At 70.8% G+C, this 27000-nt stretch carries 21 protein-coding genes; 14 read left to right on the forward strand and 7 right to left on the reverse strand.

The genetic code is table 11. From position 1 onward, the window contains the following. Positions 1 to 28 precede the first annotated feature (28 nt). Complete coding sequence (locus ENE75_RS19880) at positions 29 to 1075, reverse strand: class I SAM-dependent methyltransferase (RefSeq protein ID WP_128200091.1); 1047 nt, start codon at positions 1073 to 1075, stop codon at positions 29 to 31. Between the two features lie 230 nt (positions 1076 to 1305). Between ENE75_RS19880 and ENE75_RS19885 the strand changes: the two genes are divergently transcribed. From ENE75_RS19885 to ENE75_RS19895, 3 genes are all read left to right on the forward strand, one after another. Beyond that, a complete protein-coding gene (locus tag ENE75_RS19885) occupies positions 1306 to 2445 on the forward strand; it encodes a helix-turn-helix transcriptional regulator (RefSeq protein ID WP_158289019.1) in 1140 nt (379 codons plus the stop codon). Positions 2446 to 2533: 88 nt separating this feature from the next. Continuing rightward, positions 2534 to 3061: an SRPBCC family protein gene (locus ENE75_RS19890; protein WP_128200093.1), complete on the forward strand. Its 528-nt coding sequence runs from the start codon at positions 2534 to 2536 to the stop codon at positions 3059 to 3061. A gap of 338 nt (positions 3062 to 3399) precedes the next feature. After that, a complete protein-coding gene (locus ENE75_RS19895) occupies positions 3400 to 4329 on the forward strand; it encodes an OmpA family protein (RefSeq protein WP_233259191.1) in 930 nt (309 codons plus the stop codon). A gap of 13 nt (positions 4330 to 4342) precedes the next feature. Here ENE75_RS19895 and ENE75_RS19900 read toward each other — a convergent pair whose 3' ends face one another. Next, positions 4343 to 4822 carry an Lrp/AsnC family transcriptional regulator gene (locus ENE75_RS19900; protein ID WP_128200095.1) on the reverse strand — a complete coding sequence of 160 codons (480 nt, stop codon included), beginning with the start codon at positions 4820 to 4822 and terminating at the stop codon, positions 4343 to 4345. Positions 4823 to 4937: 115 nt separating this feature from the next. Here ENE75_RS19900 and ENE75_RS19905 point away from each other — a divergent pair, with 115 nt between their 5' ends. Further along, positions 4938 to 8522 carry an indolepyruvate ferredoxin oxidoreductase family protein gene (locus ENE75_RS19905; protein ID WP_128200096.1) on the forward strand — a complete coding sequence of 1195 codons (3585 nt, stop codon included), beginning with the start codon at positions 4938 to 4940 and terminating at the stop codon, positions 8520 to 8522. Positions 8523 to 8531: 9 nt separating this feature from the next. Here the strand turns inward: ENE75_RS19905 and ENE75_RS19910 are convergent, their stop codons facing one another. Continuing rightward, positions 8532 to 8762: an FmdB family zinc ribbon protein gene (locus tag ENE75_RS19910; RefSeq protein WP_128200097.1), complete on the reverse strand. Its 231-nt coding sequence runs from the start codon at positions 8760 to 8762 to the stop codon at positions 8532 to 8534. A gap of 214 nt (positions 8763 to 8976) precedes the next feature. Here ENE75_RS19910 and ENE75_RS19915 point away from each other — a divergent pair, with 214 nt between their 5' ends. The 6 genes from ENE75_RS19915 to ENE75_RS19940 all read left to right on the forward strand — a co-directional run bounded on the left by ENE75_RS19915 (position 8977) and on the right by ENE75_RS19940 (position 16287). Then, positions 8977 to 10020 (forward strand): ABC transporter substrate-binding protein, encoded by a 1044-nt coding sequence (locus ENE75_RS19915; protein WP_128200098.1) that lies wholly within the window; start codon positions 8977 to 8979, stop codon positions 10018 to 10020. Between the two features lie 4 nt (positions 10021 to 10024). Continuing rightward, a complete protein-coding gene (locus tag ENE75_RS19920; RefSeq protein ID WP_128200099.1) occupies positions 10025 to 10834 on the forward strand; it encodes an ABC transporter ATP-binding protein in 810 nt (269 codons plus the stop codon). After that, a complete protein-coding gene (locus ENE75_RS19925; protein ID WP_128200100.1) occupies positions 10831 to 11601 on the forward strand; it encodes an ABC transporter permease in 771 nt (256 codons plus the stop codon). Before ENE75_RS19920 ends, ENE75_RS19925 begins: the two co-directional genes overlap by 4 nt. A gap of 13 nt (positions 11602 to 11614) precedes the next feature. After that, on the forward strand, positions 11615 to 12103 hold the full coding sequence (locus tag ENE75_RS19930; RefSeq protein ID WP_128200101.1) for a nucleoside deaminase: 489 nt from the start codon (positions 11615 to 11617) through the stop codon (positions 12101 to 12103). Between the two features lie 947 nt (positions 12104 to 13050). Then, on the forward strand, positions 13051 to 14730 hold the full coding sequence (locus ENE75_RS19935) for a hypothetical protein (protein WP_158289020.1): 1680 nt from the start codon (positions 13051 to 13053) through the stop codon (positions 14728 to 14730). A gap of 588 nt (positions 14731 to 15318) precedes the next feature. After that, entirely contained in the window at positions 15319 to 16287 is a 969-nt protein-coding gene (locus tag ENE75_RS19940) for an NADPH:quinone reductase (protein ID WP_128200103.1), read from the forward strand. A 16-nt stretch (positions 16288 to 16303) separates the two neighbouring features. On the opposite strand, the gene ENE75_RS19945 is transcribed toward ENE75_RS19940, so the two are convergent. After that, a complete protein-coding gene (locus tag ENE75_RS19945) occupies positions 16304 to 17002 on the reverse strand; it encodes a hypothetical protein (protein WP_128200104.1) in 699 nt (232 codons plus the stop codon). A gap of 93 nt (positions 17003 to 17095) precedes the next feature. Here ENE75_RS19945 and ENE75_RS19950 point away from each other — a divergent pair, with 93 nt between their 5' ends. After that, entirely contained in the window at positions 17096 to 17920 is an 825-nt protein-coding gene (locus ENE75_RS19950) for an urease accessory protein UreD (protein WP_128200105.1), read from the forward strand. Between the two features lie 113 nt (positions 17921 to 18033). Further along, entirely contained in the window at positions 18034 to 18801 is a 768-nt protein-coding gene (locus ENE75_RS19955) for a class II aldolase/adducin family protein (RefSeq protein WP_128200106.1), read from the forward strand. Here the strand turns inward: ENE75_RS19955 and cphA are convergent. Together cphA and ENE75_RS19965 are read right to left on the reverse strand one after the other, a co-directional pair. Beyond that, positions 18789 to 21371 (reverse strand): cyanophycin synthetase, encoded by a 2583-nt coding sequence (gene cphA, locus ENE75_RS19960; RefSeq protein WP_128200107.1) that lies wholly within the window; start codon positions 21369 to 21371, stop codon positions 18789 to 18791. The genes ENE75_RS19955 and cphA overlap by 13 nt on opposite strands. Before the next feature lie 13 nt (positions 21372 to 21384). Next, positions 21385 to 23541 carry a cyanophycin synthetase gene (locus ENE75_RS19965; protein ID WP_128200108.1) on the reverse strand — a complete coding sequence of 719 codons (2157 nt, stop codon included), beginning with the start codon at positions 23539 to 23541 and terminating at the stop codon, positions 21385 to 21387. A gap of 176 nt (positions 23542 to 23717) precedes the next feature. On the opposite strand from ENE75_RS19965, the gene ENE75_RS19970 reads away from it, so the two are divergent. Next, positions 23718 to 25886 carry a cyanophycin metabolism-associated ABC transporter gene (locus ENE75_RS19970; protein WP_128200109.1) on the forward strand — a complete coding sequence of 723 codons (2169 nt, stop codon included), beginning with the start codon at positions 23718 to 23720 and terminating at the stop codon, positions 25884 to 25886. Then, complete coding sequence (locus ENE75_RS19975) at positions 25886 to 26350, forward strand: cyanophycin metabolism-associated DUF1854 family protein (protein WP_128200110.1); 465 nt, start codon at positions 25886 to 25888, stop codon at positions 26348 to 26350. Before ENE75_RS19970 ends, ENE75_RS19975 begins: the two co-directional genes overlap by 1 nt. 6 nt (positions 26351 to 26356) lie before the next feature. On the opposite strand, the gene ENE75_RS19980 is transcribed toward ENE75_RS19975, so the two are convergent. Beyond that, positions 26357 to 26746 carry a VOC family protein gene (locus ENE75_RS19980; RefSeq protein WP_128200111.1) on the reverse strand — a complete coding sequence of 130 codons (390 nt, stop codon included), beginning with the start codon at positions 26744 to 26746 and terminating at the stop codon, positions 26357 to 26359. Between the last annotated feature and the right edge of the window lie 254 nt (positions 26747 to 27000).

A 27000-nucleotide genomic window follows, 5' to 3' on the forward strand; every position in this document is an offset into this window, starting at 1 on the left:
TGTTGATGCCCGACCGACCGCCGTTGGCTCAGAGCGCTTCGGGCACCTCCGACCACAGTTCGGCGTAGACCACGTTGCGCTGCGGGTCGGCAAAGGTGTTGACGTGCGCGGCGCCGGCCGCCTGCGCCAGGTCGCGCATCTGCGCTTCGGTGCGCAGCACCAGCGCCCAGTCCATGAACAATTCCATGTAGCCGCGACCGCTGCCACCCGGCACGAAGTTGGCGATCAGCGCGCGACCGCCCGGCCGCAGCATCGTCAGCAGTCGGCGCGTCAGGCGCCTGGCCAGGGCGTCGGGCAGGTAGTCGTAGAGGCCGGCGGAGTAGATCAGGTCGAAGCGGCCCAGTGCGTCGGCCAGCACGCTGCCCTGCTGGCTGCCCGCCAGTTCGCGAACGCCCTGGTTGACCACGCGCACCGGATGTCCGGCCTGCCCGTGCGCGATCTCCCGGCACGCGTGCGGATCCTGGTCCAGCGCGACGAACTCGCCGGCGAAGTCAGGGAACTCGACGAGGCTGCCCTGGAGTTCGCGGCAATGACCAGCGGCTACTGAGAGCATCCGCGGCCGCTCGTGGCGCACCACCGTGTCGTCGATCAGGCTGCGCAGCAGTTGGCGGCGGTACCTCACCGACAGCCCCATGCCCGCGCGCGTGGTCGCGGCAAAGATGTCTGCCCCGACGGCGCTGGTGCCTTCGGGCGGCGCACCGTCGTAGATGAAGTCCATCATGACCGCATCGCCGGCGTAGCCCCGCGGCTTGGCCGCCGCGCGGTGCGTGAACGGGTCCTGCATGACCAGCGCATGCAGGGGGTGTGCCCGACACCATTGGCGCATGGCCTCTGCCTGGCCGGTGGCGCGGGCCTCGCTCCACAGCGCCGACAGCCGCGGCGTCAGGAGCCGGAAGGCCGCGGCGGCCTCGCCGCCGAGCACCTGAGTGCAGGCACGGTCGAGCAGCGCCAGCGTGTTCTGCTCGAGCGTCAACGGGGCCGTGCCAGGGTTGAACGCCGCAGCGGCAGGGGTCGCCACGGAAGCAGCCTGCCCCGAGTCGGTGGCGGTCGGCGCGGGAACGGTGGTGGGGTTCATGTCGGCTCCGGTGGGTGTGGATCTGGAGGGGCGTCGTTCCGGGTGCCCTGGGCGCATGTGTCGCCCCCGGCACCGCTGCCACGCAGTGTTGCCAGCCGCATCCCGGCCGGCGCCCCCCGCGCAGGGGGCGCGGGACGACTTCGGGCGCCCCGGCTTCGTCAGGTCTGAGGATTTCGGCGGTCTGGTCGCCCGGAACACTCTTTTGAATGACCGGCACACCATCCCGCCCCTTGCGCTCGCTGCAGTCGTTTCAGTCGTTGCAGTCTCTGAAGGCCCTGTGCGGCCTCGGCCTGCACCCCGAGGTGCTGGTACCGGCGTTCCTGGAGGCCCTCCACGCCCTGGTGCCGAGTTCGCGCAACCTGTTCGACTGGACGGACGAGCAGGGGCGCCTTGTGCGCTACTTCATCGAAGGGCCGATCGATACCCGGATCGCGCAGCTGTACTTCGACGAATTCCACAACCGCCGAGAGACCGAGGTGATGCCGGCCTTCGACAGCCTCAGCCGCTGCCCGGCAGGCATCCGGCGCGCCGACGAACTCGACCACGCCCGCTTCTACGCCAGCGCGCTGTACAACGAGATCTGGCGCCCCCAGGGCCTGCGAACGCGGCTCGAGGCCGTGGTGCGCACGGCCGACGGTCGGCTTCTGGGCTCGTTGGTCCTGTACCGCGGGCCTGGCGAGCGCCGCTTCTCGTTACTCGATGAACGGCACGTGGCCGCCGTGCTGCCGGCCTTCGCAGCCGGGTTGGTGGCGGCTGGCGTGGCGGTCGCCCACGAGCGACACCTGCCGGGCCGTGAGCCGCCCCAGACGCTGCTGCTGACGCTGGATGGAAAGGTCTGCCACGCCAGCGCAGGCGCCGAGCGGCTGCTGCTGATGGCTGCCGGTGGCGCCTCGCGCGACCGGCTATCACGGCCCTTGCTGCAGTTGGGCGAGCCGATGGTGCCGATGCTGCTGCTGCGCCTTCGCGAGCGGGCTGCCACGATGGCCACGTCCGAGGGCCGCGCGGCCGCCACGCTGGCACCACCGCCGTCCATCGTGCACGAGACGCCGGCCGGGCAGTTCGTGGCACGCGGCGAGTTGCTGCGGCCCGCGCAGGCGGGCGCCGAACCTCTGGCGCAGCTGACACTGCAGCGCCTCGAGCCGCATCGCGTGGCGCTGGACCGGGCGCTGCGCGCGTTGCCGATCTCGGCCGGGCAGATGGCGGTCTGCCGCGGGCTGTACGCCGGCCTCACGCAGGCGGAGATCGGCCGCCGCCTCGGCGTGGCACCGGCCACGGTGGTGGACCACGCCCGCAAGGCCTACCGCGCACTGGGCATCGGCTCTCAGGCCGCGCTGCGCGAGTTGGTGAATGCCTGCGTCGGCACGGCCTGAACGCAGGCCCGACCTGGCGGCCTGCGCCTGTTGACCACTCCGCCGGCCACGGCCACCATCGGCGCATCGTCATCCAGGATGCAACGCCATGAAGCTCGTCAAGATCGCCCTCGGCCTGGTCGTGCTCCTCGTCGCCGCCGTCTTGGGCGGCGCATTGCTGATCGATCCGGCCTATGCGGTGAGCCGATCGGTGCAGGTGCAGGCGTCGCCGGAGAGGGTCTATGCGCTGATCGACTCGTCCGCCGGCTGGGCACGCTGGGGCGTGTGGTACCGGAGGGACCCGCAGATGAAGGTCACCGAGACCGGAGCGACCCGCGGTGCCGGCGCCGCTTGGTCCTGGACCAGCGAAAGCCAGGGCAACGGCGCGATGACCTTGACCGCCGCCGAGCCCCCGCAGCGCGTGGCCTACGAACTGCGCATCGAGGGCTTCGCTCCCAGCCAGGGCGATCTGACCGTGGAGCCCGACGGCGCCGCCACCCGCGTCACCTGGCGCATGCACGGCACCATGGACAACCTGGTCGGCCGCTGGTTCGGCCTGTTCATGGACCGCCTGGTGGGCCCCGACTTCGATGCCGGGTTGGTCAACCTGAAGGCGCTGGCCGAGGGACGGGCGTGAGACCGCCTGCTGCGGCGTTCCGCCATCTCCGGCCTGTGTTGCGCCCTGCTTTGGCAGTCTGGGGCGCCTTGTCGACGCTGTGCGTGCTGTGCGCATCACCGGCCTTCGGTGCCGGGCAGGCACCAGCTCGGCCCGACCTGCTGAGCTTTGCCGCCGGAACCGTGCCGCTTCGCGTCGAGGCGCCGGCGACCGCCCGCGTCGGCATCGAACATGCCATCGCCGCCATCGACGGTTCACCGGGGGTGCGGGCCATCTCGACCGCGGTGCCTGCCGACACCCGCGTGGCCTTCGTCTACGCGCTGCCCGCGCCCACGGTCTTCGAACGCCTGGCGGTGCCGATGGTGCTGGAAACCCCCAGTCCGTCGCAGACCTTCGTGCGCGACGTGATCGTCTGGGGCTCGTCCGTGTCGGACACGCAAGGCTTCGAGAAGCTGGCATCGGCCACGCTCGCCGCTCATGCCCGCACGGGCGAGCAGACCGAACTGACGATCCACCGGCGCGATGCCGTGCGCTGGGTGAAGCTCGAGCTTGCGGGCGCACTGGACGCGGCACGTCCAAAGCTCTTCCTCGAATTCAGTGAGATCATCGGCGAAGGCACGCAGTCGGCGGCATCGCCGGCCGACGGTTTCGGCGGCCCCTGGTCCGGGCGCGGTGTGGCGATGGTCCTGCAGCAGGACAGCGCCGTCGTCTCCGGCTGCTTCGATCAGGCCAGCCGGCTCGAGGGCACGGTCAGCGGCCCGGTGCTGTTCGCCACTGGCCGTGATCCCCGGACGGGTGTGGCCAGTTCGTTCATCGCGTCGCAGTTGGGCACCCAGCGGCTCCAGTTGCTGCGCTCGACCAATGGCGCGCCCTTCAAGCTGTTCGTCGCCGAGCGCGGCGCGCCCCGCAAGCCGCCGGTCTGCGATGCGCCGGCCAAGCCGGCGCTGGGCTGCGGCTCGGTGATCCACGGCATCCGCTTCGACTTCGACGCGGCAACGCTTCGGGCGGAGTCGGCACCGGTGCTGTCCGCGCTGCAACGCGGGCTGGCCGCCGACGCCGGGCGCACCGTGCGCATCGAAGGTCACAGCTCGAGCGAAGGGGCGGCCGACTACAACCAGGCCTTGTCGAAACGGCGGGCACAGGCGGTGGTCGATGCTCTGGTAAAGCAGGGTATCGCCGCGTCACGGTTGACCGCGGCGGGTCTGGGCGAGAGCCGGCCGATCGCAGGCAACGACGACGAAGCCGGCCGCGCGTTGAACCGCCGCGTCGAAGTCCATTGCTCCGGCTGAGCCCGGCTGCATCTCATCCATCCTGCACCGGCAGCCGCGTCTCCGCCTTCACCTCGCGCAGCACGATGCTGGAGCGCACGTGCGTGATGCCTGGCAGCTTGAACAGCACGTCGTGCAGGAAGCGTTCGTAGGCCGCGATGTCTGCGGCCAGCACGGTGAGGATGTAGTCGGCCTGCCCGGTGGTGCTGACGCACTGCACGATCTGCGGGCTGGTGGCCACCGCCGCCTCGAAGCGGCGCACCGCGGCCTCGCTGTGCTGCTGAAGGTTGGCCTCCACCACCACGCGCAGGCCCAGGCCCACCTTGGCGCGGTCCACCAGCGCCGTGTAGCCGCGGATCACGCCGGCGGCCTCCATGGCCTTGACGCGCTTCCAGCAGGGCGTGGCCGACAGCCCCACCCGCTCGGCCAACTGCTGCACGGTCTGGCGGGCGTCGCGCTGCAGTTCGGCCAGGATCTGGCGGCTGGCGCGGTCGAGATCGATTTCCTCACTCATGTCGATTTTCGAGAACGCTGTTCCTCGATTCTGACCCGGACACGGGAAACGAAGGACGACATTCGCGCGCGATGGGTCTAACCTCGCTGCTTTGATCCGGCTCAAGGAGCAGCGCATGTCCACCGCCCTGCAGCGCCCCGGCTACCAGCTCTCCGACAACCTCTGGGCGCCATCGGGCGCCGTCTTCCTCACCGGCACCCAGGCCCTGGTGCGCCTGCTGCTGATGCAGCGTGCGCGCGACGCTGCCGCCGGGCTGAACACCGCCGGCTTCGTCAGCGGCTACCGCGGCAGCCCGCTGGGCATGCTGGACCAGGCCATCTGGAAGGCCGGCGGGAAGTTCACCGAGGCCGGCATCCGCTTCGTTCCTGCGGTCAACGAGGAACTCGGCGCCACCCAGGTGCTGGGCACGCAGCGCGTGGAGAGCGACCCCGAGCGCACGCACGACGGCGTGTTCGCGCTCTGGTACGGCAAGGGCCCGGGCGTGGACCGCGCCGGCGACGCCATCAAGCACGGCAACGCCTACGGCTCCAGCCCGCACGGCGGCGTGCTGGTGGTGGCCGGCGACGACCACGGCTGCGTCAGCAGCTCGATGCCGCACCAGAGCGACGACGTGTTCCAGGCCTGGCACATGCCGGTGGTGGCGCCGGGCAACGTGGCGGAGTACCTGGAGTTCGGCCTCTACGGCTGGGCGCTGTCGCGCTTCAGCGGCAACTGGGTGGGCTTCACGGCGCTGTCGGAGGTGGTGGAGAGCGGCGCCACCGTGGACCTGGACCGCATCAACGCCCGCGTGGCCAGCTGGGCGGATGTCGACACCGTGCGCGCCGCCACCGGCCACCAGGCGCCGGCCGACGGCCTGCACTACCGCTGGCCCGACCTGCCGTCGCTGCGCATCGAGACGCGGCTGAAGGACAAGCTCGCGGCGGTGGCGGCCTTCGCCAGGGTCAACAGCATCGACCGCGACGTCATCGTCGCGCCGCAGGCGCGCTTCGGCATCGTCACCGTGGGCAAGGCGCACTACGACTTCATGGAGGTGCTGCGTCGGCTGGAGATCACGCCGGAGATGCTGGCCGCCGCCGGCGTGCGCGTCTACAAGGTGGGTCTGAGCTTCCCGATCGAGATCACGCGCATGCAGGCCTTCGCCGACGGCCTGCAGGAGCTGCTGGTCATCGAGGAGAAGGCGCCCATCGTCGAGCGCCAGCTGCGCACGCTGTTCTACAACGCACCCGTGCGCCCGCGCATCCTGGGCAAGACCGACGCCGAGGGCCGGCCGCTGGTCAGCGACGTCGGCGAGCTGCGGCCGTCGCGGCTGATCGAGATCGTGGCCCAGTGGTTCGCGCGCCATCTGGCGGGCTTCGACCGTCACCTCGCGCACGTGCGCGACTTCACGCCGCCGGAACTGCTCAGCAACGCCGGGGACGCCGTCAAGCGCCTGCCCTACTTCTGCGCCGGCTGCCCGCACAACACCAGCACCCGGGTGCCCGAGGGCTCGGAAGCCCGCGCCGGCATCGGCTGCCACTTCATGGCCAGCTGGATGGACCGCCACACCGGCGGCCTGATCCAGATGGGCGGCGAAGGCGTGGACTGGGTGAGCCACAGCATGTTCACGCGCCGCCCGCACGTGTTCCAGAACCTGGGCGACGGCACCTACTACCACTCCGGCTACCTCGCCATCCGCCAGGCGGTGGCGGCCAGGGCCACCATCACCTACAAGATCCTGTTCAACGACGCGGTGGCCATGACCGGCGGCCAGCCGGTGGACGGCGTGATCAGCGTGGACGCCATCGCGCGCCAGGTGGAGAGCGAGGGCGTCAAGGCCGTGGCCGTGGTTAGCGACCACATCGAGCAGTTCGGGCCGATCCGCGACCGCTTCCCCGCCGACACCAGCTTCCACCCGCGCGAGGAGCTCGACGAGGTGCAGCGCCGGCTGCGCGAGATCGAGGGCGTGACGGTGCTGATCTACGAGCAGACCTGCGCCGCCGAGAAGCGCCGCCGGCGCAAGAAGGGCGAGATGGCCGACCCGGCGGAGCGGCTCTACATCCACGACGACGTCTGCGAGGGCTGCGGCGACTGCGGCGTGCAGAGCAACTGCGTGGCCGTGCTGCCGCTGGAAACCCCGCTGGGTCGCAAGCGGCGCATCGACCAGAGCGCCTGTAACAAGGACTACAGCTGCGCCAACGGCTTCTGCCCCAGCTTCGTCAGCGTCAGCGGCGGCAAGCTGCGCAAGAAGAGCGGCGCGCTGGTCAACGGCACGGCCGCCTTCCTGGCCCGCGTGGCGGCGCTGCCCGAACCGGCCCCGCACACCTGGACCGGGCCGTACGACCTGCTGGTCACCGGCGTCGGCGGCACCGGCGTGGTGACCGTGGGCGCGGTGATCGCGATGGCCGCCCACCTGGAAGGCAAGAGCGCCAGCGTGCTCGACTTCATGGGTTTTGCGCAGAAGGGCGGCAGCGTGCTGAGCTTCGTGCGCTGGGCCGACGTGCCGGAGCGGCTGAACCAGGTGCGCATCGACACCCAGCAGGCCGACGCCATCCTCGCCTGCGACCTCGTCGTCGGCGCCAGCCCCGACGCGCTGCAGACGGTGCGCCACGGCCGCACCCGCGTGCTGGCCAACGTGCACGAGGTCCCGGTGGCCGAGTCGCTGAAGAACCCGGACGCCACGCTGCGCGTGCCCGAGCTGCTGGCCAAGCTGCGCTTCGCCGCCGGGGATGATGCGGTCGAGACCTTCGACGCCCAGACCCTGGCCGAGGACTTCCTGGGCGACACCATCGTCAGCAACATCGTCGCCCTGGGCATCGCGTGGCAGCGTGGCCTGGTGCCGGTGGGGCTGCCGGCGCTGCAGCGCGCCATCGAACTCAACGGCGTGGCGGTGCAGAGCAACCTGCTGGCCTTCGCGCTCGGCCGCCTGGCCGCCGCCGACCCGGCCGCACTGCAGACCCTGCGCGAGGCGCCGGAGCCGGCACCGGCCGACGAGCCGCTGGACGTCTTCCTCGGCCACGCCATGGCCCACCTCACCGGCTGGCAGGACCGCGCCTGGGCCGCCCGCTTCGACGCCGTGATCCAGCGCGTGCGCCGCACCGAGATGGCGCTGCCGGCACCGGCCGAGGGCGCTGCCCTGCCCTTCACCACCACGGTGGCGAAGAGCCTGCTCAAGCTGATGAGCTACAAGGACGAGTATGAGGTGGCGCGGCTGTACAGCGACGGCCGCTTCCTGGAGAAACTGCAGGCGCAGTTCGAAGGCGACCTGCAGATCGAGTTCCACATGGCGCCGCCGCTGCTGACCCGCGGCCGCGACGGCAAGCCGCCGCAGAAGATCCGCCTGGGCGCCTGGCTGCTGCCGGCCATGCGCTGGCTGGCCAGGGGCAAGCGGCTGCGCGGCACGGCCCTGGACCTCTTCGGCCGCACCGCGGAGCGTCGCATGGAGCGCACGCTGATCGACGATTTCCTGCAGCGCGTGGACGAACTGCTGCCGCTGCTGAACGCCGACAACCGCACACTGGCCACGCAGATCGCGACGCTGCCGCAGACGATGCGCGGCTTCGGCCACGTGAAGATCGCCAACGTGGCGCTGGCGCGGGCGCGCGAGGCCGAGCTGCTGCATCGGCTGGACCCCAAGCGCTGGCCGCGGCCGGCAACGCCCGCTGCCGCGCCGGCGGCGGGGCAGTTCCGTGGCATCGCCGTCACGGCGGCCACGAAGACCTGAACCCGCGGGTCAGGCGTCGAAGCGGCAGGCGCCGGGCCCGCCGGGGTGGCCACACGCACCGCAGGCCGACGGCGCCATCGGCGCAGCGTAGGTGGCCGAGGTGGTCAGCGCCGCCGGCGCCGACAGCCGCTTGTCCAGCACCTGCGAACGGCAGTGCGGGCAGGCCGGCACGGTGCCGGTGCGCACCAGGGTCTCGAAGGGGTGGCCGCAGTCGCGGCAGGTGTATTCGTAGATGGGCATGGTCAGGCTCCGCCGCGATTCTCCCGCAGTGCGGGCCGGCCGGACAGCGCACCTGCACGGGGCATGCAACCCCGCATCACCCTGGCGCCCGCGCTTCCACGCACCAGACCGGCGCACAACGCGGATTCACCCGATGGGCCGGGTGCATCGACTGCGCACAGAATTTGCTGTGGCTGTCGTCATTGTTCACCGAGACCCTTCCGGAGCCCGTTCCATGCCCCTGCTGTCCACCTCCCGACGCACCTTCGCGGCCGCCCTGGCCGCCGCGGCCCTGCCGCTGCTGAGTGCCCCCGCGCTGGCCCAGACCCCCATCAAGTTCCAGCTCGACTGGCGTTTCGAGGGGCCGTCGGCCCTGTTCCTGGCCTCGGCCGCCAAGGGCTACTACAAGGCCGCCGGCCTGGACGTGAGCATCGACGCCGGCAACGGCAGCGGCGGCACCGTCACCCGCGTGGCCTCGGGCACCTACGACATGGGCTTCGCCGACATGGCGGCGCTGATGGAGTTCCACGCCAACAACCCCGACGCGCCGAACAAGCCGGTGGCGGTGATGATGGTCTACAACAACACGCCCGCCGCGGCGCTGGCGCTCAAGAAGAGCGGCATCACCAAGCCGGGCGACCTGAACGGCAGGAACCTGGGCGCCCCGGGCTTCGACGCCGGGCGCAAGGCCTTCCCGATCTTCGCCAAGGCCAACGGCATCGGCAGCGTCAAGTGGACGAGCATGGACCCGCCGCTGCGCGAGACCATGCTGGTGCGCGGCGACGTGGACGCCATCACCGGCTTCTCGTTCACCTCCATCCTCAACCTCGAGGCGCGCGGCGTGAAGCCGGCCGACATCGTCGTGCTGCCCTACGGCGAGCACGGCGTGAAGCTCTATGGCAACGCCATCATCGCCAGCCCCAAGCTCATCGCCGAGAAGCCGGAAGCCGTGAAGGCCTTCCTGGCCGCCTTCGCCAAGGGGGCCAAGGAAGTGATGGCCAACCCCGACCCGGCCATCGACTACGTCAAGGCGCGCGACGGCATCATCAACGTCGACCTGGAGAAGCGCCGGCTGCGCATGGCCATCGACGCCGTCGTCGCCAGCCCGGATGCACGTGCCGAGGGCTTCGGCGTCGTGGTGCCCGGGCGCCTGGCCCTGATGGCGTCGCAGGTGTCGGACGCGTTCAACACGAAGACGCGCATCGACCCCACGGCCGTGTGGACCGACGCCTTCCTGCCGGCAAAGGCGCAGCTCAACATCCTCCCGCCGAAGAAGTAGGCGCGTGGCCTTCGTCGACTTCCAGAATGTCTGGCTCGCCTACAACGACGAGCTGGAGCGCGCCGGGCACTACGCCGTCGAGGACATCTCCCTGCAGGTGGAGCAAGGCGAGTTCATCGCCATCGTCGGGCCCTCGGGCTGCGGCAAGTCCACCTTCATGAAGCTGACCACGGGGCTGAAGATGCCCAGCCGCGGGCGCATCACCATCGGCGGCGAGCCGGTGACCGGGCCATTGAAGATCAGCGGCATGGCCTTCCAGGCGCCCAGCCTGCTGCCCTGGCGCACCACGGTGGACAACGTGCTGCTGCCGCTGGAGATCGTCGAGCCCTACCGCAGCCAGTTCCGCAGCAAGCGCAAGGAGTTCGAGGCGCGCGCCCGCGATCTGCTGGCCAGCGTGGGCCTGGCCGGCTACGAGGACAAGTACCCCTGGCAGCTCAGCGGCGGCATGCAGCAGCGCGCCAGCATCTGCCGCGCGCTGGTGCACGAGCCCAAGATGCTGCTGCTGGACGAACCCTTCGGCGCGCTGGACGCCTTCACCCGCGAGGAACTCTGGTGCGCGCTGCGCGACCTGCACGCGGCGCAGAAGTTCAACGTGATCCTGGTGACGCACGACCTGCGCGAGAGCGTCTTCCTGGCCGACACCGTGTACTGCATGAGCCGCAGCCCGGGCCGCTTCGTCGTCAAGCGCGAGATCGACCTGCCGCGCCCGCGCGACCTGGAAGTGACCTACACGCCGAAGTTCACCGACATCGTGCACGAGCTGCGCGGTCACATCGGGGCGATGCGGAAAGAAGGCGTGGCGGTGCCGCAATGAAGATCACCCGGAACATGGAGCGCTGGTCGCCGCTGGTGGTGCTGGCCGCGGTGCTGCTGCTGTGGCAGATCATCGTCGCCGGCTTCGACATCCCCGACTTCATCTTCCCCAGCCCCTGGCAGATCGCGAAGGACTTCGCCGAGTACAAGGGCCCGCTGCTGGAAGCCGCATGGAAGACCTTCTGGGTCACGATGCTGGGCTTCGGACTGAGCATCGTGGTCGGCGTGCTGCTGGGTTTCCTGATCGGCAGCTCGCGCCTGGCCTACACCGCGCTCTACCCGCTGATGGTGGCCTTCAACGCCGTGCCCAAGGCGGCGGTGGTGCCCATCCTGGTGGTCTGGTTCGGCATCGGCCTGGGGCCGGGCATCCTGACCGCCTTCCTGATCAGCTTCTTCCCCATCACGGTGAACATCGCCACCGGCCTGGCCACGCTGGAGCCGGAGCTGGAGGACGTGCTGCGCGTGCTCGGCGCCCGCCGCTGGGACGTGCTGGTCAAGGTGGGCCTGCCGCGCTCGATGCCCTACTTCTACGGCAGCCTGAAGATCGCCATCACGCTGGCCTTCGTGGGCACCGTGCTGGCGGAGATGACCGCGGGCGACAGCGGCATCGGCTACCTGATGCAGACCGCCGGCAGCCAGCAGCGCATGCCGCTGGCCTTTGCCGGGCTGGTGACCATCGGCGCGATGGCGATGGCGATGTACGAGTTCTTCAGCTGGATCGAGAAGCGCACCACCGGCTGGGCGCACCGCGGCTCGCAGGCGGCCTGAGCCAGAGCACGCCATGACCGAAGAGCAGGCCCTGCGCCACCTGCGGGCGGCCAACGCCATCGCGCAGGCGGCGCTGGACGCCGGCCACCACCCCTTCGGCGCGCTGCTGGTGGCGGCGGACGGCGAGACGGTGCTGATGACACAGGGCAACGTCGACGCCGTCAACCATGCCGAGGCGGTGCTGGCGCGACGGGCTGCCGAGCGCTTCACGCCGGACGAACTCTGGCCCTGCACGCTGGTGACCACGGTGGAACCCTGCGCCATGTGCGCCGGCACGCAGTACTGGGCGCACATCGGGCGGCTGGTCTACGGCATGGCGGAATCCGACCTGCTGGCGCTCACCGGCGCGCACCCGGAGAACCCAACGCTGGACCTGCCCTGCCGCGAGGTGTTCGCGCGCGGGCAGAAGGCGGTGCAGGTGATCGGACCGGTGGCAGCGGTGCATGACGAGGTCGCCTCATTGCATCGGGCGTTCTGGAAGTCACCGCAGCGCGGCACATAGGTCGGCACCATCGGGTAGCTGGATCGGCTGTTGTCGTCCTACAGGCTCGACCCGCATGCGCACGGGGATGGACCTCCCAATGGATGCTGCGAGTCGATGACGGCGCTCGGCCATCAGCGGCCGGTCGCCCGGCGCTCCCAACTTCGGCAGCGACGAGGCCTCGGATGACGGCTTTGCGGCGATGAGTCCGGACCGCTCGCCGGCCCGACTCGGCCACTACCGGTCGGTCGCCCCGCTCACCCGTTCGTGGCCTCGGCGAGTAGTTGAGCGACAGGTTTCGGGCGTCGAGTCTGGGGCCGCCTGTGGCTCGACCCGGCCAGTTGCTGTCGCTGGTGACGGGCAGCCTCCGGGTAGGCATTCAGTGGCCATTTCCCCATTCCGCCAAGCCATCGACCGTGAGAATTTTTCCGACACACCTCAACAGTCGGGGTGAGATCGGACCCTCTACGGCCACCGCGTGAGAGGTGCGTCGGTGACAGCCACGGCATCCAAGCCGCACGGGGTGAGGACAGGCCGGAAGCTGAGATCCGCCCCCCAATTTCCTCGTGCAGATGAGCACAGTTTGGTGGTGGGTCGTGCTGGCCACAGGGCCGCAGGTTAGGACCGCGCCGTCCAAATCTTCCCGCCCTGACGCCTCGAATGTCTCAAAACATCCCCGGCGATAGGCCCGCTCACGAGTCGAGAATCGGGAAGACGTCGAGCGGTGATCTTGGCACCACAGCGACATTTCGAAAGCAAACTCTCAGCCAACGTGAACACCCGTCCACTCAGCCGCCACGTTGCCGTTCGCTTGCAACAGCGCTCGATTCCACTCCTCGTCGCTGACCCGCTTGACCCCTACGAGCGCACCGTGGATGCCAAGCGGCGACTTTGCAGCGCTGTGACAATCGGACTTGCATTGTCCGTGCTCGGTTCATTGGCGCCAAGCATGGCCAAGTGAGGGGCGCTTGAGTCAAGACACATTGCCAGCGAGCACGCGTCCACTGCCATTCCGCCTTTGGCCGTCGGCAAGGACACTTACGGGGTTCGCGCTGCTGGCATGGCTGATTTCACTAGGGCTCAACGGCTTCGTGGATGTCAACCAGCGTGCGTACAGCGGTGCTCACGTGCTCGCCATCGGTTGGCTCGGCCCTCTCATGGTCAACTTCGCCTGGTATGCCAACCTGTTCTTCCTGATCAGTGTCGCTCTGCTTCTAGGCAAGCGTTCGGCGGTCTGGTCGTCGCTTCTTGCAGCAGCGCTTCCCCTGCAAACGATCACGTTCGTGAAGGTTCCTCTCAATGAGGCCGGCGGTGCCGTTGGTGTCTTTGGCCTCGGATGGGGCTTCGTGGTTTGGTACTCAGCAACGTTGCTGCTAGTCGCTGCCGCCGGGACCCGTCAGATCGAATTGCATGCCGATCGCCGGGCGCCGAGCGCGGAAATGCGCCAGTGGGGCTTGGCCCTGTGCCTCGGGTTCATCTTGTTTGCCGGCGCACTCGCACTTCACGATCGACTGAGAGCCAACACCGCTGACGGTGAGCGACTTCGCCAAGTTGCCTTCAAGCGAGGTGCCGTTTGCAACATCGAGCAGCCGCGCGCGGGGGAGTCGACTGCGCTCGGGGACGGGCCGCTGGAAGTCCGGACCCTCGATGGCAGCAGCAGGTTGGCCTATCCGTTCAACGATGTGCGCGATCTGCTGAATTGGGGTATTCCGACCGTAAGGGCGGCCGGTCGCGACTACTCGTTCGCGTTCGCCGGTGATGAACTTGTCTTGACGTCGGTCCCCGCGGTGGGGCCACCGGCTGCAACTCTCGTCGTCGATCCAGGGACGCCGCAGAACAAGTACGCGATCACCGTTTCACTGGAAACGGGTCAACCCGGCGACGAGCCGTTTCGGTTCACGTGGACGAAGGATCGTGGCTATGGAAACGGATACTGTCCGGACTACGCCACCCTCCCTCGCCCAGGCGAGCAGCCGAGGGAGATGCTCGAACAGGCACTAGCCCTGGGCCCGCAGGCATCTCGTGCGGCGGTGTTCAACACCAGGCACGAGCAGGAAATGAAGAGGCGGAATGACGAGTCGAAGGGCCCGGTCATGGCAACTTTTCTGGGCGAGTCCGGCGTACCCAGGAGCGAGCCATCGTTGGATGTGCCTGGCCAGTCGGGACGACTTCAAGCACTCGCGCTGGCATTGGCCCGCGCTGAAGCCATGCGCTTAGAGAGGACACGCCGCATGAATGTCGGATGTCCCGAAGGGACGGGGTGGCTTTCCAGTTGGCAAAAGGTGCCGTATGCCGGCTCGCTGGACATCGATGCTGGCGTGCCGTTCATGGTGGATGAGCGAGCCTTCTATCTGAAGCGAAGTTTGCCGGTGAAGGCAGTGTGTGTCGGTGAATCCGTCTTCACGTACCATGAGGTCGCAGGCGACAGGGAAGGCAATCGGAGGTTGGCTATCGACAAGCGGGCCCTGGCGGACTTCCGGTACCTTGGTGCAGTCACGATCGTCCTTCCGAAACCAGTACTCACGCCGGGAGCCGACTTTCGACTGACGGCAATCGAAGAGCACGACGAAGGCATGTCAGCGCTGCTGGAACTCGAGAAGACAGGCCAAGTCATCGCATTCAGGGCCCCACTCAATTTCAAACGCTAGAGCAAGCGTGGCCTTACGGCCGAATTGCGTCACTGGCCGGCGATGTGCAGGATCTGAGGGTCCGTGCCCCGCTTGTAGGTTTGCACTTGACCGGCAGGTGCAACTCATGGACGGGCAGCGAGTCACCAAGCCCAAGGACACCCGGCGTCGGCCCTCTGATGCTTTCAAGCAAACGCTCATTGATCGCAGCCTGGCACCCCGAACCTTGGTGGCCGCGATGGCCCACGATACCGGGATCAATGCGGAGCAGGACGCCACCGGGCGGCCGCTGGGGCTACCGGCTAAAGACTTGCGCTCAAGGACCCCTAGATTGTCACCTCGGTCGGGCGCGGGCTGCGCGCTGCGCCTCAATCGCCCTGCGTGCTGCCCGCAGCGTGTGCCCTCCGCTGCGGGGCTTCCTTCGGGTGACTGCTGGGCATCTTACCGGCAGCTTCAGGGTGGCGAGATCAGGTCAGTGAATGTCGGCTGAGGGTCGGAAGCGGTCATCCCGCGAGCCCCGATGCAGCCTCCGCAGCCGCGCTTGCGCCACGCTGTCGCCGCTGCACTGAGCGATCATGCCGGTCTGATCCATTGCCATCGAAGCCCGCCATGAAAGCCGCCGTCTACCGCCAACCCGGCCCCGCCCGCGAGGTGCTGCACCTCGAAGACCTGCCTCTGCCCGCACCCGGCCCGGGTGAGGTGCGCGTGCGCGTGGCCTGCTCAGGCGTCAACCCGTCGGACGTGAAGACCCGCGCCCGCCCGGGCCTGCCCTGGCCGATGGTGGTGCCGCACAGCGACGGCGCCGGCACCATCGATGCGGTCGGCGCTGGCGTGGACCCGGCGCGCGTGGGCCAGCGGGTGTGGCTGTGGAACGGGCAGTGGGAGCGTGCGATGGGCACGGCCGCGGAAGCCATCGCGCTGCCGGCACGCCAGGCCGTGCCGTTGCCCGAGGGCGTCTCCTTCGAGGCCGGCGCCTCCATCGGCATCCCGCTGATGACGGCCTTCCACGCCGTGGCGCAGCTGGGGTCGCTGCTGGGCCGCACGGTGCTGGTGCCCGGCGCCGCCGGGGCGGTGGGCCTGTACGTAACGCAGCTGGCACGCGCCGCCGGGGCGCGCGTGATCGCCATCGTCAGCAGCGAGGCCAAGGCCGCGCTGGCGCGCGCGGCCGGTGCCGACTCCACCATCGACTACCGGCGCGAGGACGTGGCCGCATGCGTGAAGTCGCTCACCGGCGGCCGCGGCGCCGACGCCATCGTGGAGGTGGATGCCGCCGCCAACGCCCGCCACTGGGGCGACTGGCTGGCCTTCGGCGGCCAGGTGGTGGTCTACGGTTCCGGTCAGGCCGACATGGCCCTGCCGTTCCGGCCGCTGATCCTGGGCTTCGTCGACGTGCGCTTCTTCATCGTCTACCGGCTACCGGACGACGCGCTGCGCGTGACGATCGATGGCGTGACGGACCTGCTTCAGCGCGGCACGCTGCGCCACCCGGCGCCGATCGTGCATGCCCTGGACGACATCGCGGCCGCCCACGAGGCGGTCGAAGCCGGGGCGCCCGGCAAGGTGCTGGTCCGGCCCTGAACCGGCCGCGCCGGGGTCAGAACGCCAGCTTCACGCTGAAGGTGGCCAGGCGCGCGCGCGCAGGGTCGATCTGGCGCGCGTAGGACACGGCCAGCCAGAGCCGGTCGGCGACCACCGTCGCGCGCAACCCCAGGTTCCACCAGGGTGCGGCGCGGTCGTCGCCGGCCAGGTCGCCCATCGGCGCCAGCACCCAGCCGCCGACGGCGAGGCCGGCGTGCTCCGCGGCCAGCGACCAGCCGGTGCTGCGCGCATCGGCCTCGCGGTCGCGGCTGTGGATGAGGTTCAGGTGCAACGTCCAGTCGGCGGCCAGCGGGCCGCTGTAGACGAGGTTGAAGTCCTGGCCGACATGGCGCCAGCCGCTGCCGTCGTCGGCCCAGCCCAGGGTGGGCGCCAGTACGACCGCAGCGTCCTCGGACGGCGCCCACAGCAGGACCTTGCCGCCCACCGACAACCCCTTGGCCAACGGCCCGTCGGCCCGCGCCCGGGCGACGCCGAGGCCCCACTGCCAGTCGCGCCCCGTGCCGCAGGCCACGCCCAGCGCGTGCTCGTGCGCGCCGGCGCCGCCTTCGCGGGCCGAGGCGGCCACGGCCTCGAGTTCGCATTCGCCACCGCCCAGCACGCCGGCGTCCTCCGACAACAGCGGCAACCCGGCCTTGGCGGACAGCGCACAGATGGCAGCCAGCACGCCCATCGTCGAGGTCATCCAGCGATTCATGGACCGTTCTCCCTTGCATCCGGCGATTGGCCGATCTCATGCATATCGGCGGCGGCACGGCGTGCTTGAGCCCTGCGTCGATACACTGCCCGCATGGTCTGGTCCGCCCATCTGGCGCTGCACTACCGGCGCGACGGCGGGCGCACGGTGGCGCACGACCGTCATGAAGGTCCGCTGCGCGTGCTGCAGGCGCTCTACCCCGAGGGACCGGATGTCTGCCACCACGTGGTGGTGCATCCGCCCGGTGGCATCGTGGGCGGCGACAGCCTGGTGACCGACCTGCAGGCCGAGGCCGGCACGCATGCCCTGGTCACGACACCGGGGGCCGCCAAGTTCTACCGCAGTGCCGGCCCGCAGGCCGTGCAGCAGGCGCGGCTGCGCGTGGACGACGGCGCCCGCCTGGAATGGCTGCCGCTGGAGACCATCGCCTACCGCGGCTGCCAGGCGCGCAACGAGGTTCACCTGGACCTGGCCCCGGGCGCCCAGATGATCGGCTGGGACGTGCTGGCGCTGGGCCTGCCGGCCGGTGGCGAGGCCTTCGACCACGGCCGCTTCACGCAGCAGCTGCACTGGCCGGGCGTGTGGCTGGAACAGGGCACGGTGGACGGCACCGACACCCGGCTGCTCGACTCGCCACTCGGCTGGGCCGGGCAGCGCGTGCTGGCCACGGCCTGGATCGCCTCGGGCACCGACTGGCCGGCGGAACAGCGCGACGCCCTGCTGTCGGTGGCACGCGAGCAGCCTGCCGCGCCCGGCGTGACCGCCGGCGCTACGTCCACGGACCCGCGCCTGGTCCTGCTGCGGGCGCTGGCGCCGCGGGTGGAGCCGGCGATGCAGCTGCTGCAGGCCGTCCGTGCCGCCTGGCGGCGCACCGCCTGGGCGCTGGACGCCCACCCGCCCCGCATCTGGCGCACCTGACGGCCATTGGCGCCCGACGCGCCCTCGGGTCATCCCCGATCGGGCTTCACAGCCTGCCGGCCACGGCGCATGCTCTGCCCTGAACCTTCGACCGGCCTTCTTCAGGAGTTCCCATGTCAGCCTTTTCCGACCCCCGTGTACGCGACCAGGTCAGCCCCGAGGAATGGGCCCTGCGCGTCGACCTCGCCGCCTGCTACCGCCTGGTGGCGCTGCACGGCTGGAGCGACCTGGTCTTCACCCACATCAGCGCCCGTGTGCCTGGGCCGGAACACCACTTCCTGATCAACCCCTACGGGCTGATGTTCGACGAGATCACGGCCTCGTCGCTGGTGAAGGTGGACGAGCACTGCACCAAGGTCATCGACTCGCCGCACCCGGTCAACCCGGCTGGCTTCGTCATTCACAGCGCCGTGCACGCCGCGCGGCCGGACGTGACCTGCGTGCTGCACACGCACACGCGCGCCGGCGTGGCCGTCAGCGCGCAGCGCGACGGGCTGCTGCCCATCTCGCAGCAGGCCAGCCTGGTGGTGGGCTCGCTGGCGTACCACGACTACGAGGGCCTGGCCGTGCGCGACGACGAGAAGGCCCGACTGCAGGCCGACCTGGGCGACCGCACGAACCTCATCCTGCGCAACCATGGCCTGCTGACCGTGGGAGCCAGCGTGCCTGACGCCTTCCTGGCGATGTACCTGCTGGAGGTGTCGTGCCAGATCCAGGTGATGGCCATGGCCGGCGGCACGCCGCTGACCATGGTGGATCCGGCGGTGATCCAGGGCGCATCGGCCGCCGCCAAGGTGGCCACGCGCGGCCAGGGCTCGGCCCTGGTGTGGCCGGCGCTGCGGCGGCGGCTGGACCGGGAACTGCCCGGCTACGCCGACTGAGCCTGCCGCTCCCGCTGGCGCGCCGCCAGGTGCGCCAGCGCCTCCTCCACCTGGTCCACCAGCACCAGGCACAGGTCGCCGGGCTGCAGCTGGCCCAGCGCATGGTCGATGGCCGCGAACTCGCCGTGGATCTCGTCGACGGTGGTCGTGCGCGGCACACCCTGCAGGCCTTGGCGCAGCAGTGCCAGCACCTCGCCGTCGGCGCGGCCGCGCTGGGCCGCGTCCTGGTACAGGATCACGTCGTCGAAGGCGGCGCCGAGGATCTGCGTCTGCGCGCGGATGTCCTCGTCGCGGCGGTCGCCGGCGGCGCTGATGACGACGCTGCGGCGCTGCGCCGGCATCGCCTCCACCGCCTGCACCAGCGCGCGCATGGCGTCGGGGTTGTGGCCGTAGTCGGCGATCACCGTGGCGCCGCCGAAGTCCATCACGTTGAAGCGGCCCGGCGCACCGTCGGCGTCGTTGACGAAGCTGGCCAGGCCGGCGCGCACGGCGTCGAACGGCAGGCCGCAGCCCCAGGCCGCGCCCACGGCGGCCAGTGCGTTCTCGACCTGGAAGCCGATGCGCCCGCCGCGCGTCAGCGGCACCTCGGCCAGCGGCATGCGCGCACGGGCCGGGCCGTCGATGGCGACGATGTCGCCGCCTTCCACCGTCACCACCCGCCGGCCCTGGGCGCGGTGCGCCGCCAGCGCCGGCAGGCGCGGGTCGGTGGCGAACAGGATCACCTGGCCCGGGCACACGCCGGCCATGGCCAGGGTGTGCGGGTCGGCGGCGTTCAGCACCGCAAAGCCGCTGTCGGCCACGTTGGCGACGATGGTGCGCTTGAGCACCGCCAGGTCCTCCACCGTGGTGATGAAGTTCAGGCCCAGGTGGTCGCCCTCGCCGATGTTGGTGACCACCGCCACCTGGCAGCGGTCGAAGGCCAGGCCCTCGCGCAGGATGCCGCCGCGTGCCGTCTCCAGCACCGCGGCATCGCAGTCCGGGTGCATCAGCACCTTGCGCGCGCTCTTCGGGCCGCTGCAGTCACCGGTGTCGATGCACAGGCCGTCCACCCACACGCCGTCGGTCAGCGTCATGCCCACGCGGTGGCCGGCGGCGGCCAGCAGGTGGGCGGTGAGCCGCGTCACGGTGGTCTTGCCGTTGGTACCGGTGACGGCCACCACCGGGATGCGGCCGTCGTCGCCTGGCGCGTACAGGCGCTCGACGATGGCCTCGCCCACCGGCCGCGGCTTGCCGTAGCTGGGCGCCAGGTGCATGCGCAGCCCAGGCGCGGCGTTGACCTCGACGACGCCGCCGCGCTGCGCCTCCAGCGGCTGGCCCACGGTCTCGCAGACCACGTCCACGCCGCAGATCTCCAGGCCCACCATGCGCGCGGCCGATACCGCGCGTGCGGCCACCTCGGGATGCACGTCGTCGGTCACGTCGGTGGCGGTGCCGCCGGTGCTCAGGTTGGCGTTGTTGCGCAGCACCACGCGCTGGCCGGCCGCGGGCACGGCATCGGGCGACAAGCCCTGCAGGTCCAACCGCGCGAACGCGATGTCGTCCAGCCGCACCTTCGTCAGCGCCGTGGCGTGGCCGTCGCCGCGCCGCGGGTCGGCGTTCACAGCGTCGACCAGCTCGCCCACCGTGTGCTGGCCGTCGCCGATGACGAAGGGCGGGTCGCGCCGTGCCGCGGCCACCAGCCGGTCGCCCACCACCAGCAGGCGGAAGTCGTGCCCGGGCAGGAACTGCTCGACCATCGGCTGGCCCGTCTCCGAGGCCACGCGGTAGGCGATGTCGAAGTGCTCGCGCGACTGGATGTTGACGGTGACGCCCTTGCCCTGGTTGCCGTCGCGTGGCTTGACCACCACCGGCAGGCCGATCTGCTGCGCCACCGACCAGCCTTCGTCGGCGCTGTCCACCGGCCGGCCACGCGGCACCGGCACTCCGGCCGCCGCCAGCAGGGCCTTGCTGAGGTCCTTGTCCTGCGCGATCTGCTCGGCCACGGCGCCGGTGCGGTCGATCTCGGCGGCCCAGATGCGACGCTGCTTCGCACCCCAGCCGAACTGCACCAGGCTGCCTTCGGTGAGACGGCGGTACGGGATGCCGCGCGCCACCGCCGCGTTGACGATGGCGCCGGTGCTGGGGCCCAGGCGGATGTCCTCGTCCAGCGCGCGCAGTTCGGCCACGACCGCGTCGGCGTCGAAGGGCTCGTCGGCCGCGGCGGCCGCCAGCAGGCGCTGCGCCTGTTCGAAGGCGCGCAGGCCCACCTTCTCCTCGGTGTACTCGACGACGACCTGGAACACGCCAGGCTCGGGCGCCGCGGCCGTGCGGCTGAAGCTCACCGGGCAGCCGGCCTGGGTCTGCAGGGCCAGCGTCAGGCGCTCCAGCCAGCGCGCCAGCGGAATGGGGTCGAAGTTGCCGACGGTGCGTACCACGCCGACCGTCGGCAGCCGCTCGCGCAAGCGGCGCTCCAGCGGCGAGCCGGCCTCGATGGCGCATTCCTCGGGCGTGCAGGTCACGATGGCCTGGATGGCCGTGTGCCGGCTCCACAGGTTGGGGCCGCGCAGGGCGCGAATGCGGCTGATGTCCATGGCGATGATCGCTTCAGGCGGCCGCGTGGGCGGCGAAGGTGTCGATGCCGGCCGCCAGCAGCGCCGGCGACAGGCCGTGGGCCCAGGCGGCGGCCACGGCGGGCAGCAGCACGGCGGCGGGCAGCGCAGGAGGGGCGTGCAGGCGCAGCGGGCGTTCGGCCGTGCCTTCGCACAGCCAGAGTGTGCTGCCGTCGTGGCGCAGCGCGCGGCCGCCGGCGGCGCGGTGCGCGGCTAGGGGGGGCGGATCGGTGGCGTAGAGCACCACACTGCCGTCGCAGAACTCGGCCAGCGCCGCGACCGCAGGGTCGTCGGCGTTGAGCACGCCGGCGCCGTCGGCCAGCACCACGTCCAGCTGCGTGCGCAGCACGCGCGGCATCTGGTCGGGCTCGTGGATGTCGTGGCGCGCCAGCGTCTCGGCGCCGCCCAGGTCCGTCACCACGCCGATGCGGCAGCGGTCGTAGGCCAGGCCCTGGTCCAGGATGGTGGCCGCGCCGTTCTCGAACACGGCGCAGTCCACCTCGCGGCTGACCAGCAGGCGCTGGGCCACCGCGCTGTCGGTGGCGTCCAGGGCGTCGATGCAGCGCCCGCCCAGGAACAAGCCGTCGCGGCAGGCCAGACCCACGGCGTGGCCGGCCAGCTGCAGCAGCCAGGCCGTCAGCCGCGCCACGGCCGTGCTTTCCACGCTGCCGGCGATGCCCACCAGCGGGATGCGGCCGTCGGCAGTTTCCGCGTCCTTGGGAAACAGGTGCTCGACGATGGCGTGGCCCACGGCGCGCGGGTGGCCGACCGCCGGCTTCAGGTGCGCCAGCAGCCCCGGCCCGGCGTTGACCTCGACGATGGCACCGCCCTGCGCCGCCAGCGGGCGGCCGATGTCCTCGGCCACCAGGTCCACGCCGGCGATGTCCAGGCCCACGGTGCGCACGGCGAGCTCCACCACCCGCGCCACCTCGGGGTGGACCTCGTCGGTGCAGTCGATCGAGACATTGCCGTTGCGCTGGATCAGCACGCGCCGGCCGGCGGCCGGCACGTCATCGGGCGTCAGGCCCTGGCGCGCCAGGTCGGCCAGGATCACGCCGTCGTCGGCCGGCTTCAGGCGCGCCAGCGGATGGTCCTCGGTCTCGCCGCGGCGCGGGTCGGTGTTGATCTGCGCGTCCACCAGCGCCGTCACGCTGTGCGTGCCGTCGCCGGTGACCCAGGCGGTCTCGCCGCGCGCAGCGGCCACCACGCGGCCGGCCACCACCAGCAGGCGGTGCTCGTCGCCGGGCACGTGGCGCTCCACCAGCACCTCGCTGCCATGGCGGTCGGCCACCACCCAGGCGGCTTCCACCTGCTCGCGCGTGCGCAGGTCCAGCGTCACGCCACGGCCGTGGTTGCCGTCGGCCGGCTTCACCACCACCGGCAGGCCGATGTCCTCGGCCGCTTCCCAGGCCTCGGCCGGCGTGGCCGCCACCTGGCCTTCGGGCACCGGCACGCCCACCTCGGCCAGCAGGCGCTTGGTGAGGTCCTTGTCGCCGGCAATGCCTTCGGCAATGGCGCTGGTGCGGTCGGTCTCGGCCGTCCAGATGCGGTGCTGGCGCCGGCCGTGGCCCAGCTGCACCAGGTTGCCGTCGTTCAGGCGGATGTGCGGGATGCCACGCTCGGTGGCGCAAGCCACGATGTGGGCGGTGCTGGGGCCCAGGTAGGCGTCGTCGATGGCGTCGCGCACGGTCTTCACCGCCGCAGCCACGTCCACCGGGCGCTGGTCGTTCACCAGCTTCATCAGCAGCTTGTGTCCCTGCGTGAGCGCGGCGCGCGCCACCACGGCGTCGCGGGCGCGGAAGACCATGCGGTAGACGCCGCGCTGCGAGGTGCTGCGCGTCTGGCCGAAACCGGTGGGCATGCCGGCCAGGTTGAGCAGCTCGATCACCACGTGCTCCAGCACATGGCCCAGCCAGGTGCCCTCGCGCAGCCGCTGGCCGAAGCCACCGGCCTCGCCGACGCCGCAGTGGTGCTCGGCCAGCGCCGGCAGCGCCGTGGTCAGGCGGTCGACAAATCCGGGCAGCTTGTCGGAGGGCCAGTCCTCCAGCACCCCCAGGTCCAGCCAGACCTCGAGCGCGGACCGGTAGGTCCACAGGTTGGGGCCGCGCAGGAAGGTCACCCGCAGCAGGCGGATGTCGTCGAAGACAGTCATCTTGTCGGTGCGGTCTGGCGCCGCGGTTCGGGGACGGAAGCGGACGGGATTCTGCGCCTTTGCCGGGCGTGCCGTACGAGACGGTCGCTGCCGTCAACGGCTTCGCCGCAGCCGCCGTTGACCGCGCGCGCAAGACCGTGGCTTGCGCCACAATCCGCCGCCCACCGCCCCGCCCCATGACCGCCACCGCGCCCGCCGAACCCGTCCTCGAAGCCGGCGAGACCCTCCGCGCGCGGGTGGCGCTGGACCTGTCGCCGGACGGGCGCTTCGCCACCGGCGAACTCTGCTTGACCGACCGCCGCCTGCTGGCGCGCGACGGCGGCCGCGACGGCTGGCAGGTCTGGCCGCTGCGCCCCGACCTGACCCTGCAGCACGCCGACAGCGGCGGCCTGGCGCAGCTGTCGCTGCACGACGCCCACGGCCGGCTGGCGCTGTGGCGCTTCACGCTGGCGGCCAACCCACCAGCGCTGGCGCTGCTGCAGGCCTTCGAGCGCGCGCAGCGCCGCCTGGCGTCACCGCCCGCCGGCGACGAGGAAGAACCGGCCGCCGCCGACGACGACTTCGCCGCCGAACCGCCGGAGCGCCCGTCCACCTGGGTGCTGCTGCGCCTGTGGCGCTTTGCCCGCCCCTACCAGGGCCAGCTGGCCGCCGGCTTTGCGCTCACGCTGGGTGCCACCGGCGCGGCGCTGGTGCCGCCCTACCTGACCATCCCGCTGATGGACGACGTGCTGATCCCGTTCCAGAACGGGCAGGCCATCGACCCGATGCTGGTGGCGCTGCTCCTGGGCGGGCTGCTGCTGTCGGCGCTGGCCGCCTGGGGCCTGGGCTGGGCCAAGACCTGGCTGCTGGCGCTGGTGAGCGAGCGCATCAGCGCCGACCTGCGCACCGCCACCTTCGAGCACCTGCTGCACCTGAGCCTGGACTACTTCGGCGCCAAGCGCACCGGCGACCTGATCTCGCGCATCGGCAGCGAGACCGATCGCATCAGCGTCTACCTGTCGCTGCACGCGCTGGACTTCGCCACCGACGTGCTGATGATCGGCATGACCGCGGCCATCCTCTTCAGCATCGACCCGGCGCTGGCCCTGGTCACGCTGCTGCCGCTGCCCTTCATCGCCTGGCTGATCCACCTGGTGCGCGACCGCCTGCGCACCGGCTTCGAGAAGATCGACCGCGTCTGGGGCGAGGTCACCAGCGTGCTGGCCGACACCATCCCCGGCATCCGCGTGGTCAAGGCCTTCGCGCAGGAGAAGCGCGAGGCGCAGCGCTTCCGCGAGGCCAACGCGCACAACCTGGCCATCAACGACCGGCTCAACAAGACCTGGAGCCTGTTCTCGCCCACGGTGGCGCTGATGACGGAGATCGGCCTGCTGGTGGTCTGGGGCTTCGGCATCTGGCTGGTCAGCCGCGGCCAGGTGACGGTGGGCGTACTCACCGCCTTCATCGCCTACATCGGCCGTTTCTACGGGCGGCTGGATTCGATGAGCCGCATCGTCTCGGTGACGCAGAAGGCCGCGGCCGGTGCCAAGCGCATCTTCGACATCCTGGACCACCACAGCAACGTGCCGGAGCCGGCGCAGCCGATGCCCGTGGGTCATCTGAAGGGCGAGATCGCGCTGCAGGGCGTGGGCTTCCGCTACGGCCCGCGCGCGGTGATCCGCAACCTGGACCTGACCATCCGCCCCGGCGAAATGATCGGCCTGGTGGGCCACAGCGGCTCGGGCAAGAGCACGCTGGTGAACCTGATCTGCCGCTTCTACGACGTGACCGAGGGCCGCATCACCGCCGACGGCACCGACCTGCGCCGCTTCGCGCTGGCCGACTGGCGGCGCCACATCGGCGTGGTGCTGCAGGAGCCGTTCCTGTTCTTCGGCACCATCGCCGAGAACATCGCCTACGGCAAGCCCGGCGCCACGCGCGCCGAGATCGTGGCCGCCGCCCGCGCCGCGCACGCGCACGAGTTCATCCTGCGCCTGCCGCACGGCTACGACAGCGTGGTCGGCGAGCGCGGCCAGGGCCTGAGCGGCGGCGAACGGCAGCGCATCAGCATCGCGCGCGCGCTGCTGATCGACCCGCGCATCCTTATCCTGGACGAAGCCACGTCGTCGGTGGACACCGAGACCGAGGGCGAGATCCAGAAGGCGCTGGACAACCTGGTGCAGGGCCGCACGACGATCGCCGTGGCACACCGGCTGTCCACGCTCAAGCGCGCCGACCGGCTGGTGGTGATGGACCGCGGCCGCATCGTCGAGACCGGCACCCACGACGAACTGCTGGCACGCCAAGGCGCCTACTGGCGGCTGCACGAAGCGCAGCAGCAGCGCCACACGGGCCTGGGGGAATGATGGGCACGCCGACGCTCGAACGCGACGCGCACGGCCGCCTGCTGCTGACGCTGGCCGACGGCACGCGCCACGAGGACGTGCACCCGGTGCGGGCTTTCCCGCTGTCGGACGCCGCTGGCGCGCTGTCGCTGGTGGGGCCCGACGGCCACGAGCGGCTGTGGATCGACGACCCGGCCGCGCTGCCGCCGCCGATGCGCGCGCTGCTCGACGCGGAACTGGCCGCGCGCAGCTTCATGCCGTCCATCGAGGCCATCGTGGCCGTGTCCACCTTCACGACACCCAGCGACTGGACGGTGGACACCGACCGCGGCCGGCACACCCTGGTGCTGGGCGGCGAGGAGGACATCCGCCGCCTGCCCGACGGCCGGCTGCTGGTGACCGACCGCCACGGCATCGCCTACGTGATCGCAACGCCGGCCGCGCTGGACCGGCGCTCCCGGCGGCTGCTGGAGCGGTTTCTCTAGGCGGACCTACAGGTCCTGCCCCACGTCGATGCGGTTGCCGTCCGGATCGGCGAAGACGAAGCAGCGCAGGCCGAAGTCGGCGTCGCGCAGCGCCTTGACGATGCGCACGCCGTGCGCGCTCAGGTGCTCGAACAGCGCCGCGGCATCGTCCACCATCAGGTGCGCCACGTTTTGCACCGTGGCCTTGTGCGTCTTCAGCAGCGACAGGTGCAGCTCGGCGCCGTCACGCTCGAGGATGACGAAGCCCACCGGCAAGCCGTTCTCGAAGACCTTCTGGAAGCCGAGCACCTCGGTGTAGAAGCGCAGCGCGCGCGGCATGTCGCCGACCGACACGGTGGGTGCCATGCGGCCGAAGCGCACAACGGGCGGGCGGGCTGGGGGTGAAGATGAGGACATGGGTCGCTCCCACTTCGATGAAGCGCGGCGAAGAAGGGCGGGGCGGGGCCCGAAAACCCGGCGCGGCTTCAGAAAGCGCAGCGGTGTGCGCATGGCCTGAGAGGGTGAGAGCCCATCCCGCACGCCCGCTCATCCGCGCCAAACGGCCCGACTCGTCGTTGCAAATGCTCGCCATAGCCCGAGCTATGGCTGCGCTTTGCGCCTAGATTCGGACCGTTTGGCGCGTCTGCTCGGGCATGCTGGATGACCTCTCA

The sequence above is a fragment of the Rubrivivax albus genome (assembly GCF_004016515.1).
In the GTDB taxonomy this organism is placed as follows: Bacteria; Pseudomonadota; Gammaproteobacteria; order Burkholderiales; family Burkholderiaceae_C; genus Rubrivivax; species Rubrivivax albus.

Excerpts from the sequence above, each read along its gene's own strand:
- ENE75_RS19880 (WP_128200091.1), bottom strand. The coding sequence starts at position 1,075 with ATGAACCCCACCACCGTTCCCGCGCCGACCGCCACCGACTCGGGGCAG.
- ENE75_RS19890 (WP_128200093.1), top strand. The coding sequence starts at position 2,534 with ATGAAGCTCGTCAAGATCGCCCTCGGCCTGGTCGTGCTCCTCGTCGCC.
- ENE75_RS19895 (WP_233259191.1), top strand. The coding sequence starts at position 3,400 with ATGGTGCTGGAAACCCCCAGTCCGTCGCAGACCTTCGTGCGCGACGTG.
- ENE75_RS19900 (WP_128200095.1), bottom strand. The coding sequence starts at position 4,822 with ATGAGTGAGGAAATCGATCTCGACCGCGCCAGCCGCCAGATCCTGGCC.
- ENE75_RS19905 (WP_128200096.1), top strand. The coding sequence starts at position 4,938 with ATGTCCACCGCCCTGCAGCGCCCCGGCTACCAGCTCTCCGACAACCTC.
- ENE75_RS19910 (WP_128200097.1), bottom strand. The coding sequence starts at position 8,762 with ATGCCCATCTACGAATACACCTGCCGCGACTGCGGCCACCCCTTCGAG.
- ENE75_RS19915 (WP_128200098.1), top strand. The coding sequence starts at position 8,977 with ATGCCCCTGCTGTCCACCTCCCGACGCACCTTCGCGGCCGCCCTGGCC.
- ENE75_RS19925 (WP_128200100.1), top strand. The coding sequence starts at position 10,831 with ATGAAGATCACCCGGAACATGGAGCGCTGGTCGCCGCTGGTGGTGCTG.
- ENE75_RS19930 (WP_128200101.1), top strand. The coding sequence starts at position 11,615 with ATGACCGAAGAGCAGGCCCTGCGCCACCTGCGGGCGGCCAACGCCATC.
- ENE75_RS19940 (WP_128200103.1), top strand. The coding sequence starts at position 15,319 with ATGAAAGCCGCCGTCTACCGCCAACCCGGCCCCGCCCGCGAGGTGCTG.
- ENE75_RS19945 (WP_128200104.1), bottom strand. The coding sequence starts at position 17,002 with ATGAATCGCTGGATGACCTCGACGATGGGCGTGCTGGCTGCCATCTGT.
- ENE75_RS19950 (WP_128200105.1), top strand. The coding sequence starts at position 17,096 with ATGGTCTGGTCCGCCCATCTGGCGCTGCACTACCGGCGCGACGGCGGG.
- ENE75_RS19955 (WP_128200106.1), top strand. The coding sequence starts at position 18,034 with ATGTCAGCCTTTTCCGACCCCCGTGTACGCGACCAGGTCAGCCCCGAG.
- cphA (WP_128200107.1), bottom strand. The coding sequence starts at position 21,371 with ATGGACATCAGCCGCATTCGCGCCCTGCGCGGCCCCAACCTGTGGAGC.
- ENE75_RS19965 (WP_128200108.1), bottom strand. The coding sequence starts at position 23,541 with ATGACTGTCTTCGACGACATCCGCCTGCTGCGGGTGACCTTCCTGCGC.
- ENE75_RS19970 (WP_128200109.1), top strand. The coding sequence starts at position 23,718 with ATGACCGCCACCGCGCCCGCCGAACCCGTCCTCGAAGCCGGCGAGACC.
- ENE75_RS19975 (WP_128200110.1), top strand. The coding sequence starts at position 25,886 with ATGGGCACGCCGACGCTCGAACGCGACGCGCACGGCCGCCTGCTGCTG.
- ENE75_RS19980 (WP_128200111.1), bottom strand. The coding sequence starts at position 26,746 with ATGTCCTCATCTTCACCCCCAGCCCGCCCGCCCGTTGTGCGCTTCGGC.